Below are 16800 nucleotides of genomic sequence, written 5' to 3'. Positions count from 1 at the left end.
TGCCGACGTCCGCACGCCCCGCGTCCGCGCGGCGTGCGGACGTCCCGGGTGCGGACGTCCCGGGTGCGGCTATCCCCTCGGCACTCCGGCCTCCAGGTACAGGGCGGCGCCCCGCTCCCGTGCGCGCAGCGCCCAGCGGAGTCTCTCGTAGCGGACGGGCGGCAGGAGCCCGGCGGCCTCCTCCTCGGTGACGAAGCGCCAGCCCCTCAGTTCGGGGCCCGGCAGCAGCAGCCGTCCGGCCTCGCCGCCGTCGAGCCTGCCGCCGTCGTAGAGGAGACGCAGGCCGCCGTAGCCCGGGGGCACCGGAGGCTCCCAGTCGACGACCAACAGGCTCGGTACGTCGGTGAGTTCGATGCCGGTCTCCTCGGCGACCTCGCGGATGCCCGCGCGCGCGGGCGCCTCGCCGGACTCGACGACGCCGCCGGGGAACTCCCAGCCGGCCTTGTACGTCGGATCGACGAGCAGGACCCGGTCCTGCTCGTCGAAGAGGAGCACCCCCGCCGCGACGGTCTCCGCAGTGGGTTCGGGGGTCTGCACGATGTCGCAGACCGGCACGGTTCCACTGCTCACGGCCTCGGCGACGCGTACGGCGGTCTCGTACGGGGTGAGTGCGCCGTTGTCGACGGGGTGCGCGTCCGCGGTGAGCCAGTTGGAGAGGGCGGCGCGGTAGGGCTCTATGTGGTCGTACGACCACTGGCGCACCCGCATCTGCCCGTCGGGGAGGTCCGGCGGGACCTCCCGCCCGGCTATTCGCTCGCGCAGGATCGTTTCCGCCGGGGCGAGCAGGACATGGCGTACCGCGATCCTGCGGGATGCGAGTCCGCCGAAGATCTCGTCGCGGTACTCCTGGCGGAGCAGCGTCATGGGAACCACGAGCACGCCTCCGAGTTCGGCGAGCATCGCGGCCGCGGTGTCGACGACGAGCCGCCGCCAGATCGGCAGGTCCTGGAAGTCGCCGACCTCGGCGAGGCGCTTGGCGGGCAGCAGTTGCGTCAGCCCGGCGCCGATGATCTCGGGGTCGAAAAGTGTGCTGTTCGGGATCAGGTCGATCAGTTCCCGTGCGGTGGTCGTCTTTCCCGCACCGAACGCACCGTTGATCCAGACAATCACGGTTCCCCCTCTGCTGTTGGCCCCCTGAGGCTTGCCCGCTCCACCCTGTCACGGAAACCAGCTCCTGATGAGGTCGCGTCCGACGGGCCGAACAGACGCCAAAGCCCGGCCCTCGACGGGCCGGGCTGATGGTCGCGACGGGTCGGCCGGGCGGGTCAGCCCTCCTGGCCCAGGGGGTTGTCCTCCGTGGCCAGACTGCCGTCGCTGACCGTCTGGTCGACACTGCTGAGCGTGTCCTGCAGGTCGAGACTGCTGAGGGCGTCACCGTCGAGCGAGTGGGACGGGGTGACGGCCGCCACCACGAAACCGGCGGCGAGGGACGCGATGGCGAGCATGCTGCGCTTCTTCATGCCCGGTTCAACTGCCGAGTCGCCCAGGGGTCACGGTCGCGCCGCCCGGAAGCCGTGAAGTTCCCCCGCCGCGGCGCCCCGGGGGCGCCGCGAGCCCCCTCGACGACGTTCCCGCCCGGCGCCGCAACGGGAGCAGATCGGGCCGTGCCCCGGAGCCACGGGCGCCCGCCCGCGGCTCCGCGCTGCAGCCGGCCACGCCTGCGTCAGCCGGCCACACCCGCCGTGGACGTGCTCGGCCTGCGGCTGAGCGCGGCGGCCGCGGCGCCCACCAGACCGGCGTCCGTACCCATCTGGGCGGGCGTCACGGTGAGCCTCTGCACGAACGACAGGGTGGCGTAGTCGCGCAGGGCGGCGCGCAGGGGCGTGAAGAGGACGTCGCCGGCCTTGCCCACTCCTCCGCCGATCACCGCGATGTCGATCTCCACCAGGGTCGCCGTCGCCGCGATGCCCGCCGCCAGGGCCTGCGCGGCGCGCTCGAACGAGGCTGTCGCCACCGGGTCACCGGCACGCGCGGCGGCGGCCACGGCGGCCGCCGAGGTGTCCCCGTCGGAACCCGGCCGCCAGCCGCCCTCGACGGCACGGCGCGCGATGTTCGGGCCGCTCGCGATGCGCTCGACGCACCCGCGTGACCCGCACGGGCACAGGTCACCGTCGAGCTCCACGCTGATGTGGCCAATGTGACCGGCGTTGCCCGTGGGCCCCGGGTGCAGCTGTCCGCCGAGGACCAGGCCGCCGCCGACCCCCGTCGAGACGACCATGCAGAGCGCGTTGTCGTGGCCGCGGGCCGCCCCCTGCCAGTGCTCGGCCGCCGTGATCGCCACTCCGTCGCCGATCAGCTCGACGGGCAGCCCCGCCGTCACGGCACGGACCCGCTCGACGAGGGGGTAGTCGCGCCAGCCGGGCACGTTCACGGGACTCACCGTGCCCGCCGAGGCGTCCACGGGACCGGCACTGCCGATGCCGACCGCCGTGGCCCGGCTCCACAGCGGAGAGCCGGTCAGTTCGCCGAGCACGGCCTCGACGGCCCGTATGACGATGTCGCCGTGCTCCTGCGCGGGCGTCGGCCGCTGGGCGCGCAGCAGGATCCGGCCGTGGCCGTCCACCAGCGCTCCGGCGATCTTGGTGCCGCCGATGTCGAGCGCGGCCACGAGGTCGGTGTGCATCAGTGTCAGTTCTCCTGTGTGGATCCCGATTGGACCATGAGGAAAGGGCAGGCCGGTCGCGCGGTCGGGGAGGGCGGGCCGGAGAATGCGATGGACAGTCTCTCCCGCATCTGACAACGTTGTCCAGGCTCTATGCTCGACGCCACACCCCGATCCGGCGACCTACGAGCCCGTCAGGACCGACGCAGCCCCATGGACTACAGGACAGGACAGCGCATCGTGGCCGAGACCGCCCGCCGAACCGAGAGCCGCTACGGCAACCGTCCGACGATGAAGGACGTCGCGGCGCGTGCCGGGGTCGGCCTGAAGACGGTATCGCGTGTAGTCAACGGCGAGCCCGGAGTCACCCCGGACACCGAGCGGCGGGTGCAGGAGGCGATCGACGCGCTGGGCTTTCGGCGCAACGACAGCGCGCGGGTGCTCCGCAAGGGCCGCACCGCGAGCATCGGACTCGTCCTGGAGGACCTGGCGGACCCTTTCTACGGTCCGCTGAGCCGGGCGGTCGAGGAGGTGGCCCGCGCCCACGGTGCCCTGTTGATCAACGGATCGAGCGCCGAGGACCCGGACCGCGAGCAGGAGCTGGTCCTCGCGCTGTGCGCGCGCCGCGTGGACGGGCTCGTCATCATCCCGGCCGGTGACGACCACCGCTATCTGGAGCCCGAGATAAAGGCGGGCGTCGCCACGGTGTTCGTGGACCGCCCCGCCGGACAGATCGACGCGGACGTCGTGCTCTCGGACAGCTTCGGCGGCGCACGTGACGGTGTCGCCCATCTCATCGCGCACGGCCACCGCCGGATCGGGTTCATCGGCGACATGCCCCGCATCCACACCGCCGCCGAGCGTCTGCGCGGGTACCGCGCCGCCATGGAGGACGCCGGCATCGCGGTCGAGGACGCCTGGATGTCGCTGGGCGTCACCGACCCCGAGCGGGTCCGCCGGGCGGCCGAGGGCATGCTGTCGGGCTCTTCCCCCGTGACCGCCGTCTTCGCGGGCAACAACCGCGTGACGGTCACGGTCGTACGTGTCATCGCCGAGCGCTCCCGTCCCGTGGCCCTCGTCGGCTTCGACGACATCGAGCTCGCCGACCTCCTGCAGCCCGGGGTCACCGTCGTCGCCCAGGACGCCGCGCAGCTCGGCCGCACCGCCGCCGAGCGTCTCTTCCGTCAGCTCGACGGCTCACTCGTCCTGCCCGAACGCATCGAGCTGCGGACCCGTCTGATCACCCGAGGCTCGGGCGAACTGCCGCCCGCCCACTGATACTTGGAGCCCCGGGACAACTCCTCCGGCCGTGTTTTCAAAGCTCTCGGGATGGCCGCCCGAACCGCGCCGGCTCCGCCGGTCCGTCCCGGGGAGCGGCTTCTCGCGGAACTCCTCACGGAGTGCCGAAGCGAGCCCCCGCGGTTGAGGAAGTTGTCCGGCTCCACCCACGGGGAGTCCAGCTCACGCCCGGGGAGTCCCTGACCGGGCGCGCGGCGCTCTGCGGTTCCATGCCGGAGGGACTCCTCGCGGCAGGAGGGCCGGATGGCGGCTTCCGGCTGCGAGGAGTAGTACGTCCAGGGCGGAAAGCGGCCGTACGTCCGCGGTCAGCAGACGGGCAGTCCCGGCAGCGGTGAGTCGTTGTCCCCGCCCTTGATGTAGACGTCGCTGACGAAGACACCGGTGTTGCCGCTGTCGTCGTCGGTCCTCGCCCACCAGGTGTTCGTCCACTCCCCGTAGGTCTCGCGGCGTCCCAGATTCTGCTGACAGTAGAAGTAGTTGGTGCCGGCGTTGAGGGTGCCCGCCTCGGCTCCCGCGGCGGTGTAGGACGAGGCTGTCTTCCAGACCACGCAGTTGTACTTGCCACCGCCGATGGCGTGGCAGACCGGTGCGGGGCTGGGGTCCTCGCCTCCGCCGCCCGTGCCGCCGCCCGAGCTTCCTCCCGTCGTGCCGCCGTCGGTGGTCGTGGGCGAAGGGGCGGGAGCCTTGTCCGTCGGCTCGGCGTCCTCGGTGCGGTCCGGCTTCTTGCTCGGGGGCGCCGACTTCTTCTTGTCGGCCTGCTTCGTCGGCCTGGTGTCGTCCGTCAGGTCGACCGAGCCGCGGGTGGCGCCCGGGGAGGCGGTCTCGCCGGCGCCCCGGGAGTTGGTGGACCGACCCGCCGAACCGGACTCGTCGGTGCCCCTCATGAGGGCGATGCCGACGCCGGTCGCGGCCAGCACGACGGTGACGGCCGCGGCCGCGAGCAGCACGCGCCCTCTGCGACGGCGGGGAGCCGCAGGCGCGGCCTGCGGGGCCGTGGCGGGCGGGGCCGTTCCAGTCGGCGGCTGCGGCGGACCGAAACCTCCGGGGCCGGAGGGCCCGGCCGGCGTCGGACCCGCCGGAACGCCCGCTGCCGGAGTGCCGGCCACGCCCGCGTGCGCCGCGCCGTGTCCCTGGCGGTCCGGGTCGGGACCCCCGGACCGGAATCCACTCCCGTCCGAAGCGCTGCCGGCCGGCCCGAATCCCGCGGCGCCGGGCTGCGGGGGCCCAAAGCCGGGCGGTACCACCGGCACGCTCCGTTCGGTCTCGTTCCGAACGGGGGCCGCGGGAGCCCGCAGCCCGCGCGTGGCCGAATCCTGGTCGGGAGCCTGCGCTGCCGCCTCCAGAAGCTCACGGGCCCGGCCGGCGTCCGGGCGGGCGTCGGGCTGCTTGTGCATCAGCTCCCGCAGCACGGGGCCGAGAGGCCCGGCGCGCTGCGGTTCCGGCAGCGGTTCGACGACGATCGCCGTGAGAGTGGACCAGGTGGAGGTGCGGCGGAACGGCGAGGCACCCTCGACGGCCGCGTACAGCGTGGCGCCCAGGGCCCAGATGTCGGAGGCGGGGCCCGGCTCCTGCCCCTGGGCGCGCTCGGGCGCCAAGTAGTCCAGGGAGCCGACCAGTTCGCCGCTGCGCGTGAGGTGCGTGGCGGAGCCGTCGCCGGGGTCGTCCATCGTGGCGATGCCGAAGTCCGTGAGGACGACGCGGCCGGAGCGGTCGAGCAGGATGTTTCCGGGCTTCACATCGCGGTGGAGGACTCCGGCGCGGTGGGCCGCGGCGAGCGCGTCCATGACCTTGGCACCGATCCCGGCGGCCTCGCGGGCGTCGAGGGTGCCGCGCTCGCGCAGGACGTCGTCCAGGGACGGCCCGTCCACCAGCTCCATCACGATCAGCGGGCGGCCGTCGACCTCGGCCACGTCGTGCACGGCGACGACACCGGGGTGGCGGACCCTGGCCGCCGCGCGCGCCTCGCGCTGCATGCGCAGCCCCAGGTCGGCCAGTTCGGGCGCGGCGGCGTCCGAGAACGTGCGCAGTTCCTTGACGGCGACCTCACGGCCGAGCACCTCGTCGAGGGCCCGCCACACGACGCCCATACCGCCGCGCCCCAGTTGCGCCACGACGCGGTAGCGCCCGGCAAGGAGCCGCCCGATCCCGTCCGGCTGTTCCGACTCCCCGGGCCGGGCCTGCTCCCCCGGCTGCTGGTTCTCCCCCGCCGACACCGCTGCCCCGTTCCTGTGAACACGTCAATCACGTGCCGGACAGACTACGGGGCGGATGTGACGGCGCGGGCCGATGGTGACGGCTGTGACAGGTCCGCTACGTGGCCGAGACCGTCAGGTCCGCCCGCCTCGGCGCCGCGAAGCCCTCCAGGTCCGCGCGCGTGAGGCCCGTCGCCCGGGCCACCTCCGCGATGTCGAGGGCCCCGCAGTCCAGGCCGCGCAGCAGGTAGCCGCTCAGCGCCTTGGCGGTGGCGGGCTCGTCCATCACGTCGCCGCCGGCCCGGTTGGCGTACGCGACGAGGCGTGCCGCGGCCTGCTCGAACCCCTCGCGGTAGAAGGCGAACACGGCCGCGTAGCGGGTGGGGATGTGCGCGGGGTGCATGTCCCAGCCCTGGTAGTAGGCGCGGGCGAGCGCGCGGCGCGTGAGGCCGTAGTGGAGGCGCCAGGCGTCGTGGACCTTCGATGTGGGGCCGACCGGCAGGACGTTCGTGGAGCCGTCCGAGACGCGGACGCCGGTACCCGCCGCCGCGACCTGCATGATCGCCTTGGCGTGGTCGGCGGCCGGGTGGTCGCTCGCCTGGTGGGCGGCGGAGACGCCGAGGCAGGCGCTGTAGTCGAACGTGCCGTAGTGCAGGCCCGTGGCACGGCCCTCGGCGGCCTGGATCATGCGGGCCACGGCCGCCGTGCCGTCGGCGGCGAGGATGGACTGGCTGGTCTCGATCTGGATCTCGAACCCGATCCGGCCCTGTTCGAGTCCGCGTGCCTTCTCGAACTCCTCCAGGAGCCGCACCATCGCGGTGACCTGCTCCGCGTAGGTCACCTTCGGCAAGGTCAGCACCAGCCCGTCGGGCAGCCCGCCGGCCTCCATCAGCCCGGTGAGGAAGATGTCGAGCGTGCGGATGCCCCGGTCGCGGACGGGCGCCTCCAGGCACTTCATCCGGATGCCCATGTAGGGGGCCGCCGTGCCGTCGTCGTACGCCTGCGCGATCAGCCGGGCCGCGCGGGCGGCCGCCTCGTCCTCCTCGGCGCCCGGTCGCGGGCCGTAGCCGTCCTCGAAGTCGACCCGCAGGTCCTCGACCGGCTCGCGCTCCAGCTTGGCGCGCACACGGTCGTACACCGGCTCCGCGAGCCCGTCGGGGAGGCCGAGGACAGCGGCGAAGGAGGCGGCGTCCGGGGCGTGTTCGTCGAGGGCGGCGAGGGCCCGGTCGCCCCAGGAGCGGATGGTGTCGGCGGCGAAGACATCACCGGGGACGTACACGGTGTGGACGGGCTGGCGGGTACCGGGGTCTCCGGGGTAGCGGCGCTCCAACTCGGCGTCGACCGGGGCGAGGGAGGCACTGATCTCCTCGCTGACGGCGCCGGCGAGGCTCGTCGCCACCTTCTCCTGCTGACCCTGACCCATTCCCGCACCTTCCAGTTTTCCGCCAGACGGAATCAACAATCCGTAGAGCGAAGTTATCTGTGACCTTCCGGCCGGTCAACACCCTCATCCTCGCCGCACCGCCCCCGAAATGCCGCTTCCTCACCCCCGAGACCTCACCTCTCCGCTTGCACCCAAGGTCCCGCTCCCCTGAGGCGATCCACTCGCGGGATGCCCTGGATGCCCCCCACGTCCGGAAATGCCCTCCCCCGGCCCGCGCGGACTTCCTCCGGGATCCACTCCGGGATCTCGACATGTTCACGGCCGGCTCGGAGACTGCGAGGCGGACGACTCGCCCGGCATCAGCCGCAGAACCGGCATCCGCCACAGAAGGAGCATCCTGTGCCCCATCGCAGCCGAGTCACGCGCCGCCTGGGACTCAAGACGGCACTCATCGCCGCCGCCGCTCTGCCGCTGTCCAGCACGGCGCTCTCCAGGTCGCCCGCCTCGGCGGCGGACCGCCACGGCCGTCTTGAGGTCATGTCGTTCAACCTGCGGTACGCGAGCACCGCCGCACCGAACAGCTGGGCCGTCCGCCGCCCCGTCACCCGCGAACTGCTGCGCCGCGAGCGCCCACACGTCATAGGCACTCAGGAAGGCCTCTACCCGCAGGTGTGCGACATCGCGGCGGATCTCGGCGGCCGCTACGACTGGATCGGCACGGGCCGTGCGGGCGGCAGCCGTAGCGAGTTCATGGCGGTCTTCTACGACACCCGAAGACTCGCCCCGGTCGAGTACGACCACTTCTGGCTCTCCGACACACCCGAAGTGATCGGCTCGAACACCTGGGGCGGCGGGTCCATACGCATGGTGACCTGGGTCCGCTTCCGCGATCTGCGCCATGGTCGGCGGGAGTTCTACGTCCTCAACACCCACCTGGACAACGCCCGCCAGAAGGCACGCGCGCGTGCGGTGGCCCTGATCACCGCGCGGATCGCGGGGTTCGACCCCTCCCTGCCGCTGATGGTGACCGGTGACTTCAACGTCGCCGCCCGCAAGAACCCGGTCTACGACGCGATGCTCGGCACCGGGCTCGTCGACACCTGGGAGGCGGCGGCCGAGCGGGGCAAGCAGTACGGCACGTTCCACGGGTACCGGCCCCTGACCCCGGACGGCGACCGTATCGACTGGATACTCGTCTCGCCCGGCGTCACCACGCACCGGGCGTCGATCAACACCTTCGCCGTGGACGGACAGCTCCCCAGCGACCATCTGCCCGTCCAGGCGTCCCTGACCCTGCCATGAGATGGGGCCCCGGCGACCTGGACGGTCGCCGGGGCCCCATGGGCACGAAGCACCTGCCGGGCACGTGCCCGGCACTCAGGAGGACGCTCAGCCCTTGCGGGTCTTGATCTCCTCGGTGAGCTGCGGGACGACCTCGAAGAGGTCGCCGACCACGCCGTAGTCGACCAGGTCGAAGATCGGGGCCTCGGCGTCCTTGTTGACCGCGACGATCGTCTTCGAGGTCTGCATGCCGGCCCGGTGCTGGATCGCGCCGGAGATGCCCGAGGCGATGTACAGCTGCGGGGAGACGGACTTGCCGGTCTGGCCGACCTGGTTGGTGTGCGGGTACCAGCCCGCGTCCACCGCGGCACGCGAGGCGCCGACGGCCGCGCCGAGGGAGTCGGCGAGCGCCTCGATGACCGAGAAGTTCTCGGCGCCGTTGACGCCACGGCCACCGGAGACCACGATCGCGGCCTCGGTCAGCTCCGGGCGGCCGGTCGACTCGCGCGGGGTACGGGCGGTGACCTTGGTGCCGGTCGCCTTGTCCGAGAACGTGACGGACAGCGCCTCGACCGCGCCGGCGGCCGGGGCGGCCTCCACGGCGGCCGAGTTCGGCTTGACCGTGATGACCGGGGTGCCCTTGGAGACACGGGTCTTGGTGGTGAAGGAGGCGGCGAACGCGGACTGCGTGGCCACCGGGCCCTCGTCACCGGCCTCCAGGTCGACGGCGTCGGTGATGATGCCCGAGCCGATGCGGACCGCGAGACGGGCGGCGATCTCCTTGCCCTCGGCGGAGGACGGGACGAGCACGGCGGCCGGGGAGACGGCCTCGTACGCGGCCTGGAGGGCCTCCACCTTCGGTACGACGAGGTAGTCGCTGTACTCGGCGGCTTCGTGGGTGAGGACCTTGACCGCGCCGTGCTCGGCGAGCGCGGCGGCGGTGTCGGCGGCGCCGTTGCCCAGCGCGACGGCGACGGGCTCGCCGATGCGGCGGGCCAGCGTCAGCAGCTCCAGGGTGGGCTTGCGGACGGCGCCGTCCACGTGGTCGACGTAGACGAGAACTTCAGCCATGGGACTTCTTCTCTCCTGCTTGCGAAAGATGAGGGGCGGTCAGCGAGTGCCGGACCTGCGTGCCGTGCCGTGTCGGGCCGGGGCGTGCCCCGGACCCGAGGCCGCTAGATGAACTTCTGGCCCGCGAGGAACTCGGCGAGCTGCTTGCCGCCCTCGCCCTCGTCCTTGACGATCGTGCCGGCGGTGCGCGCCGGGCGCTCGGTCGCGGCGTCGACCCTGGTCCAGGAACCGTCGAGACCGACCTCGTCCGCGTCGATCTCCAGGTCCTCCAGGTCCCAGGACTGAACCGGCTTCTTCTTGGCGGCCATGATGCCCTTGAAGGACGGGTAACGGGCCTCACCGGACTGGTCGGTGACGGACACGACCGCCGGCAGGGAGGCCTCCAGCTGCTCGGAGGCGGAGTCGCCGTCACGGCGGCCCTTGACGACACCGTCCTCGACGGAGACCTCGGAGAGCAGGGTGACCTGCGGGACGCCCAGGCGCTCGGCCAGCAGGGCCGGGACGACGCCCATGGTGCCGTCGGTGGAGGCCATGCCGGAGATCACCAGGTCGTAGCCGGCCTTCTCGATCGCCTTGGCCAGCACCAGGGAGGTACCGATGGCGTCGGTGCCGTGCAGGTCGTCGTCCTCGACGTGGATGGCCTTGTCGGCGCCCATCGACAGCGCCTTGCGCAGCGCGTCCTTGGCGTCCTCGGGGCCGACGGTCAGCACGGTGATCTCCGCGTCGTCCGCCTCGTCGGCGATCTGCAGGGCCTGCTCGACCGCGTACTCGTCGAGCTCCGACAGCAGGCCGTCCACGTCGTCACGGTCGACGGTCAGGTCCTCGGCGAAGTGCCGGTCGCCAGTGGCGTCGGGCACGTACTTAACAGTGACAACGATCCTCAAGCTCACGCCGGCTCTCCTACTGCATCGTCTTTTCTGGGCTGCCTGCCTACGGGCAGCATAGGCGCCTGAAGCGGCCGTTCCCGGTGGGGGCGACCCGCGCTCCGGGCGAAATATTACTCGCCAGTACGCACATCTACGCTCCCGCAGGTGGTTCCCTCTAAGCAAGCGCTTTGAACTGTGACCTTCGCAACGCAGCGTAATCGGAACTCGACGCTCTCGCAGGCGAGGTGGGCCGGACGGCTCGGCGGATCCCTCCCGTCATTCCCGCAGTCCGCCGAAACGCCCCTGGTGGTACAGGAGGGGGCGTCCCGCACCGGCGGGGTCCCCGAGCACCACCTCGGCCAGCACGATGCGGTGGTCCCCCGCGGGCACCCGGGTGACGATCCGGCACACGAGCCAGGCGAGGACGCCGTCGAGCACCGGAACGCCCTCGGGGCCCTCGCGCCAGGCGGTGGGCTCGCCGAAACGGTCGGCGCCGCTGCGGGCGAAGGTGGCGGCCAGCTCCCGCTGGTGCTCGCCGAGTATGTGGACGCCCACGTGGTCCGTCCGGGCGATCGCCGGCCAGCTGGAGGCACCGGTACCGATGCCGAAGGAGATCATCGGCGGCTCGGCGGACACGGAGGCGAGCGAGGTGGCGGTGAAGCCCACCGGGCCCTCCTCGCCCCGTGCGGTGATCACGGCGACACCGGCCGCGTGCCGCCTGAAGACGGAGCGCAGGAGATCGGGAGAGGCGAGTCGGGGGGTGCTGAGATCGGGCGTGGCCGTCATGGAGTTGTCCTTCTGCGTGGGACGAATCGCTGGTCCTTGACTGCTCAGCAGCCCGGACAGCGCCCGCTCACACCGCGGACGAGGGTCGCGGTCCGATGGCGTTCGCGCTCGACGAGAAGGAGTTCCGGCACCATACGGTCAGGCTGACGATAGGTGGCGGGTGCAGTCAAGTGCGTCCCGTCATGTGGGAGATGCGTCACCGGCGGCCTCCAGCCTCGCGGATCAGGGGGTTTCGACCGCCTCGCCCAGCGCGGCGATGACGTCCGCGCGGCGCGGCTGTCCGGTCGCGCGCCGTACGACTCTGCCGTCGGCGTCGAGGACGAGCACGGTCGGCGTCTTGAGGATGTCGAGTTCGCGTACGAGGTCGAGACGGTTCTCGGCGTCGATCTCGACGTGGCTCACGCCCGGCACCATGGCGGCCACCTCGCCGAGCACCCTGCGGGTCGCCCGGCAGGGCGCGCAGAAGGCGCTGGAGAACTGGACGAGCGTGGCGCGCTCGCCGAGGTCCTCGCCCAGTTCGGTCGCGCTGAGCCGCTTTCCGCCGTCCCGCCCGCGCACTCTGACTCTCCCGCTCCGCCGTCGGTTCAGCACTCCGTAGGCGCTCGCCGCCGCAAGCACCACCACGCACACCACAAGTCCGGTCATCCCCGGCTTCAGCGTTCACGCGACTGCAAAGATTCCCGCGGTCGCGGAAGGTTCTTCGTGCGGAATGCTTGATTCATGGACATTGACGTGAGGGGGCCGCGCTTCGGAGCGGCCGTGACGACCGTGGTGCTGGCGGTCGTGCTGATCACCGGCAGCGCCTGGCTGCTGGCCTGGCAGACGCTGGCGTTCGCGCTCGGTGCGGCAGGGGGCGTCGGCCGCTCCCCGTACGGCCTGCTGTTCCGGCGGTTCGTACGCCCGCGGATCGGGCCGCCGACGGAGTTCGAGTCGCCCGAACCGCCACGGTTCGCACAGGGGGTCGGACTCGCCTTCGCGGTGGTGGGACTCCTCGGGTACGCGGTGGGCCCCGAGTGGCTGGGGCTCGCGGCGACCGGGGCGGCGCTGGCGGCCGCGTTTCTCAACGCGGTGTTCGGGTACTGCCTCGGGTGCGAGATGTACCTGCTCGTACGCCGCGTGGCGGTTCGAGCGGAGTAAAGGCCACGTAAAAAGCCGAGGTGGATCAAGGGGTGACGTGACGAGGATCTCGCCGATCTGCGGCACCAGGGCTGGTCACTCGTCCGTTCTTCGGGCACGATCTGCGCAATGCCGTAAACCTACGGCAGCGTAAGTTACCCGCCGGAGCTTCTCCCCGGGCACAACAGAGAAGGGTCCACGCCGTTCATGGCTGAGCTTGCCTACCGTCCCGCCATCGGTCTCGCCCAGACATTGTTCAAGGCCTGGGACCTGAAGATCGATCTCAAGGGTTCGGAGAACATCCCGCGCACGGGCGGTGCCGTGCTGGTGAGCAATCACATCGGCTATCTCGACTTCATCTTCGACGGGCTCGCCGCCCTGCCCCAGAAGCGCCTGGTCCGTTTCATGGCGAAGGAGTCGGTGTTCCGGCACAAGATCTCCGGCCCCCTGATGCGCAACATGAAGCACATCCCCGTGGACCGCAAGCAGGGCGAGACGGCTTACGCGCACGCGCTGGAGTCGCTGCGCTCCGGTGAGATCGTCGGTGTCTTCCCCGAGGCCACGATCTCCCAGTCGTTCACGCTGAAGAGCTTCAAGTCGGGTGCCGCGCGCATGGCCCAGGAGGCCGGCGTCCCGCTGATCCCGATGGCCGTGTGGGGCACCCAGCGCCTGTGGACCAAGGGGCACCCGCGCAACTTCAAGCGCAACCACATCCCGATCACCATCCGCGTCGGCGAGGCCATAGAAGCGTCGCGCGACAAGTACGCGGGTGCGATCACCCGGCAGCTGCGCGAGCGCGTGCAGGAGCTCCTGGAAGCCGCCCAGCGCGCCTACCCCGTACGCCCCAAGGGCCCGGACGACACATGGTGGATGCCGGCGCACCTCGGCGGCACCGCTCCGACGCCCGAAGAGGTGAAGGCCGCCGAGGCCCGCTGACCGGCGGCAGCCGCGGCACGGGCAGGGTTCCGGTCGTCAGCGAGACGCCGGCTCCGGAGCCCGGACGGTGATCCGCGCGCCCGGGCTGAACTTCTCCAGCAGCCCGGCGAGTTCGGCCCCTGCCGCCTCCACGGCGGCCACCGGCATCGGGGGCAGGCTCTCCAGGAGGAAGACCGCCGAGGTCGACTCCTCGGCCAGCCGGGTGCGCGGTCCCTGTCGCCAGTTCCAGCGGCGGCAGGTCACACCCGCTTCGTCGCACCACACCACCTCGCCGGCGTCGGGGTGCTCGACGGCCTCCTCGCCGCCCGCGACGGTCACGAACTCCTCGTCCCCCGCGGCACGCACGAGGCGCATCCCGCCCCGCACCCGCCCGAGGTCCTCGCCGCCGACCGGGATCAGGTGGGCGACGCTGATCGCGTTGTAGAGGTCGACGAGGACGTTGATGCGGGGCAGTCCGGCGTCCGAGAGGGCCCGCCTGGCCAGCGCTTCCGCCGAGTTGCGCGTCCGCGACGGCTTGGAGCCGAACGCCGTGTACACGCTCCGCCAGGCGGCCATGTGCGGGTCCTCGTGCGGGGCGCTCCCCTCCAGCCGTACGGCGAGACGGCGGGCCGCGTCGTCCAGGAGCCGCGCGCTGCCTTCCGTGCTGGGGCCGTTGACGAGTCCGCGGGCCTCCACGGCGACGTGCGTGAAGCCGGGCGCGAGCGCGCGCACCTCGTCGGACACGGTGAGCGAGAGAGTCATGGTCCGCCTTGCCTGCCTGGATCAGAGTGCGGTGGGAAGGAGCTCCCACAGGTGCGGCCGGTCGCGGGCGGCCCTGAGGGCACTCAGAACGACCGGGTGCGGTTCAGCGTACAGTACTGGATAGTCCATCTCATTGGACTTCGGGTCGAGGGTGAAAGCCAGCCGCTCGCCTTCGAGGGAGAAGCGGGCGTCCACGCCCGGCTTGTTGCCGCGCGGGTCCTGGCGGTGCCAGGCACCGCCGAACCGGACGGCGACGAGTCCGTGCACCACCTCGAACTTCTGATAGCAGAACGCCGTCGGGATGTCCTCGGCCCTCAGCAGGGCGGCCAGGGCGTGGGCCTTGGCGTGGCAGATACCGGTGCGCTGCGTCAGCACGTCGGAGGCGCGCCAGGTGACGCGGGGGTCACCGGAGTCCTGGGAGTGCGGAATGGTGTCACGCACGAATTCGAAGGCGGCCTGCGCATAGCTATACGAGTCGGCGACCTGGCTCGCCAGGCGGCCGGCCACCTCACGGACCACCGGATGATGGTGGTCGACGACCTCGTCGGCAGCCAGATACGCGGAAAGGTCAGGCGTGTCCTGAGTCAGTTGCATGTCGGCAGAGCATAGGAATACGGCCACCCGGGAGTCAATTCTTTTTCGGGTGACCGTATAGCTATGCATAACGACCGTTGCGCTACCGGGCCATCTCCTCCTTGAGCGCCGCCAGGAAGCCGTCGACGTCGTCCTCGGTCGTGTCGAAGGCGCACATCCAGCGCACGTCTCCGGCGGCCTCGTCCCAGAAGTAGAAGCGGTAGCGCTTCTGCAGGCGCTCGCTCACGTCGTGGGGCAGCCGGGCGAAGACGGCGTTGGCCTGCACCGGGTACAGGATCTCGACACCGTGCACCGCGCGCACGCCCTCGGCGAGCCGCTGGGCCATGTCGTTGGCGTGGCGGGCGTTGCGCAGCCACAGGTCCTTGGCGAGCAGTGCCTCCAGCTGCACCGACACGAAGCGCATCTTGGAGGCGAGCTGCATCGACAGCTTGCGCAGATGCTTCATGTGGCTGACGGCGTCCCTGTTGAGGACGACGACGGCCTCGCCGAACAGCGCGCCGTTCTTGGTGCCGCCGAAGGACAGGACGTCCACGCCGACCGCGTTGGTGAAGGCCCGCATCGGCACGTCCAGAGAGGCGGCCGCGTTCGCTATCCGGGCGCCGTCGAGGTGCACCTTCATGCCGTGCTGGTGGGCGTGGTCACAGATCGCGCGGACCTCGTCGGGCGTGTAGACGGTGCCCAGCTCGGTGTTCTGCGTGATCGACACGACCTGTGGCATCGCCCGGTGCTCGTCGTCCCAGCCGTACGCCTGCCGGTCGATCAGCTCGGGCGTCAGCTTCCCGTCGGGTGTGGGCACCGTGAGCAGCTTGAGCCCGCCCATCCGCTCGGGAGCACCGCCCTCGTCGACGTTGATGTGCGCGCTCTCCGCGCAGATCACCGCGCCCCAGCGGTCGGTCAGCGCCTGGAGTGCCACGACGTTGGCGCCCGTGCCGTTGAACACGGGGAACGCCTCCGCGCCCGCGCCGAAGTGCCCCCGTATCACCTGCTGGAGGTGGTCGGTGTAGTCGTCCTCGCCGTACGCGACCTGGTGCCCGCCGTTGGCCAGGGCCAGGGCGGCGAGCACCTCGGGGTGGGCCCCCGCGTAGTTGTCGCTGGCGAAGCCGCGGACCTGGGGGTCGTGGCGCCGCCGGGCGTCCGTCTTCGGTGGGTTCACGGCTTCTCGGTCAGCCACAGACGCTTTCCGTTCACTTCGGCGGCGGACTGCTCCCAGACATCGGCAATCGCCTCGGCCAGATCCTTGACGTCCGTGAACCCCGCGAACTTCGCGTTCGGGCGCTCGGCGCGCATCGCGTCGTGCACCAGGGCCTTCACGATCAGGATGGCGGCCGCGGACGTCGGGCCGTCGGCGCCCTGGGAGATCCCCGCCTTGCGGAAGAAGTCGCCCATGGCCAGCGTCCAGGCCTCGGCGGCGGCCTTGGCGGCGGCGTACGCGGCGTTGCCCGCGGTGGGCTTGCTGGCGCCCGCGGCGCTGATCAGCACGTACCGGCCGCGGTCGCTGCGCTGCAACGCCTCGTGGAAGGCGAGGGACGTGTGCTGCACCGTGCGGATGAGCAGCATCTCCAGCAGGTCCCAGTCGTCGAGGTTCGTCTTGGCGAACGTCTCGCTGCCACGCCAGCCGCCGACGAGGTGGACCAGTCCGTCGACACGCCCGAAGTCCTTCTCGATACGCGCGGCCCAGTCCCTGGACGACTCGCGGTCGAGCAGGTCGACCGTGTCACCGACGACGGTGGCACCGCCGTGGGCGTAGCGGGCGGCGTCCACGGCCTCGGCCAGGCGCTCCGGGTCGTTGTCGGAGCCGACGACCACGGCCCCCGCCTCGGCCAGTCGCAGCAGGGTCGCGCGGCCCACCGGCCCGCCCGCGCCGGCCACCGCGATCACCGCTCCGCTCAGTGCCCCATTCCCGTTCCCCATGGTCTTCGCCTCCTGAGCAGT

At 71.6% G+C, this 16800-nt stretch carries 17 protein-coding genes; 4 read left to right on the top strand and 13 right to left on the bottom strand.

From position 1 onward, the window contains the following. Nucleotides 1-69: 69 nt before the first annotated feature. The 3 genes from KUF83_RS26040 to KUF83_RS26030 form a co-directional block, all read right to left on the bottom strand. On the bottom strand, nucleotides 70-1110 hold the full coding sequence (locus KUF83_RS26040; protein ID WP_217457363.1) for an NUDIX hydrolase: 1041 nt from the start codon (nucleotides 1108-1110) through the stop codon (nucleotides 70-72). 155 nt (nucleotides 1111-1265) lie between these two features. After that, the gene (locus KUF83_RS26035) at nucleotides 1266-1460 is read right to left on the bottom strand and encodes a hypothetical protein (protein ID WP_217457362.1); all 195 of its coding nucleotides are present in this window, start codon (nucleotides 1458-1460) and stop codon (nucleotides 1266-1268) included. Between the two features lie 203 nt (nucleotides 1461-1663). Continuing rightward, a complete protein-coding gene (locus KUF83_RS26030) occupies nucleotides 1664-2623 on the bottom strand; it encodes an ROK family protein (RefSeq protein ID WP_217457361.1) in 960 nt (319 codons plus the stop codon). Between the two features lie 192 nt (nucleotides 2624-2815). Here KUF83_RS26030 and KUF83_RS26025 point away from each other — a divergent pair, with 192 nt between their 5' ends. Further along, nucleotides 2816-3880, top strand: a complete 1065-nt coding sequence (locus KUF83_RS26025; RefSeq protein WP_217457360.1) for a LacI family DNA-binding transcriptional regulator — start codon at nucleotides 2816-2818, stop codon at nucleotides 3878-3880. A gap of 326 nt (nucleotides 3881-4206) precedes the next feature. Here KUF83_RS26025 and KUF83_RS26020 read toward each other — a convergent pair whose 3' ends face one another. Then, the gene (locus KUF83_RS26020; protein ID WP_374106161.1) at nucleotides 4207-6114 is read right to left on the bottom strand and encodes a serine/threonine-protein kinase; all 1908 of its coding nucleotides are present in this window, start codon (nucleotides 6112-6114) and stop codon (nucleotides 4207-4209) included. A gap of 97 nt (nucleotides 6115-6211) precedes the next feature. Further along, nucleotides 6212-7516, bottom strand: coding sequence for an aldolase/citrate lyase family protein (locus KUF83_RS26015; RefSeq protein ID WP_217457359.1), 1305 nt, complete (start codon nucleotides 7514-7516; stop codon nucleotides 6212-6214). A gap of 360 nt (nucleotides 7517-7876) precedes the next feature. Between KUF83_RS26015 and KUF83_RS26010 the strand changes: the two genes are divergently transcribed. Then, complete coding sequence (locus KUF83_RS26010) at nucleotides 7877-8779, top strand: endonuclease/exonuclease/phosphatase family protein (protein WP_217457358.1); 903 nt, start codon at nucleotides 7877-7879, stop codon at nucleotides 8777-8779. Nucleotides 8780-8866: 87 nt separating this feature from the next. Here KUF83_RS26010 and KUF83_RS26005 read toward each other — a convergent pair whose 3' ends face one another. The 4 genes from KUF83_RS26005 to KUF83_RS25990 all read right to left on the bottom strand — a co-directional run bounded on the left by KUF83_RS26005 (nucleotide 8867) and on the right by KUF83_RS25990 (nucleotide 12126). Then, entirely contained in the window at nucleotides 8867-9829 is a 963-nt protein-coding gene (locus KUF83_RS26005; RefSeq protein ID WP_217457357.1) for an electron transfer flavoprotein subunit alpha/FixB family protein, read from the bottom strand. Nucleotides 9830-9933: 104 nt separating this feature from the next. Further along, nucleotides 9934-10719, bottom strand: coding sequence for an electron transfer flavoprotein subunit beta/FixA family protein (locus KUF83_RS26000; protein WP_217457356.1), 786 nt, complete (start codon nucleotides 10717-10719; stop codon nucleotides 9934-9936). Nucleotides 10720-10971: 252 nt separating this feature from the next. Beyond that, the gene (locus KUF83_RS25995) at nucleotides 10972-11481 is read right to left on the bottom strand and encodes a flavin reductase family protein (RefSeq protein ID WP_217457355.1); all 510 of its coding nucleotides are present in this window, start codon (nucleotides 11479-11481) and stop codon (nucleotides 10972-10974) included. A gap of 222 nt (nucleotides 11482-11703) precedes the next feature. Continuing rightward, nucleotides 11704-12126 carry a thioredoxin family protein gene (locus tag KUF83_RS25990; protein WP_217457354.1) on the bottom strand — a complete coding sequence of 141 codons (423 nt, stop codon included), beginning with the start codon at nucleotides 12124-12126 and terminating at the stop codon, nucleotides 11704-11706. A gap of 75 nt (nucleotides 12127-12201) precedes the next feature. Between KUF83_RS25990 and KUF83_RS25985 the strand changes: the two genes are divergently transcribed. Together KUF83_RS25985 and KUF83_RS25980 are read left to right on the top strand one after the other, a co-directional pair. Further along, nucleotides 12202-12618, top strand: a complete 417-nt coding sequence (locus tag KUF83_RS25985) for a DUF4395 domain-containing protein (RefSeq protein ID WP_217457353.1) — start codon at nucleotides 12202-12204, stop codon at nucleotides 12616-12618. Between the two features lie 186 nt (nucleotides 12619-12804). After that, nucleotides 12805-13533, top strand: coding sequence for a 1-acyl-sn-glycerol-3-phosphate acyltransferase (locus KUF83_RS25980; RefSeq protein ID WP_217457352.1), 729 nt, complete (start codon nucleotides 12805-12807; stop codon nucleotides 13531-13533). Nucleotides 13534-13569: 36 nt separating this feature from the next. Here KUF83_RS25980 and KUF83_RS25975 read toward each other — a convergent pair whose 3' ends face one another. The 4 genes from KUF83_RS25975 to KUF83_RS25960 all read right to left on the bottom strand — a co-directional run bounded on the left by KUF83_RS25975 (nucleotide 13570) and on the right by KUF83_RS25960 (nucleotide 16779). After that, the gene (locus KUF83_RS25975; protein WP_217457351.1) at nucleotides 13570-14274 is read right to left on the bottom strand and encodes a B3/4 domain-containing protein; all 705 of its coding nucleotides are present in this window, start codon (nucleotides 14272-14274) and stop codon (nucleotides 13570-13572) included. A 21-nt stretch (nucleotides 14275-14295) separates the two neighbouring features. Further along, entirely contained in the window at nucleotides 14296-14868 is a 573-nt protein-coding gene (locus KUF83_RS25970; RefSeq protein WP_217457350.1) for a transglutaminase domain-containing protein, read from the bottom strand. An 82-nt stretch (nucleotides 14869-14950) separates the two neighbouring features. Beyond that, nucleotides 14951-16021 carry a low specificity L-threonine aldolase gene (locus KUF83_RS25965; RefSeq protein WP_217457622.1) on the bottom strand — a complete coding sequence of 357 codons (1071 nt, stop codon included), beginning with the start codon at nucleotides 16019-16021 and terminating at the stop codon, nucleotides 14951-14953. Beyond that, entirely contained in the window at nucleotides 16018-16779 is a 762-nt protein-coding gene (locus tag KUF83_RS25960; protein ID WP_217457349.1) for an SDR family NAD(P)-dependent oxidoreductase, read from the bottom strand. The genes KUF83_RS25965 and KUF83_RS25960 overlap by 4 nt, the downstream gene beginning before the upstream one ends. Nucleotides 16780-16800: the final 21 nt, after the last annotated feature.

Origin of the sequence: Streptomyces sp. BV286, assembly GCF_019090165.1 — a bacterium.
Lineage (GTDB): Bacteria > Actinomycetota > Actinomycetes > Streptomycetales > Streptomycetaceae > Streptomyces.
Note: the sequence above shows the minus strand (reverse complement) of the source record. Positions and strands in the feature narration are given on the sequence as shown.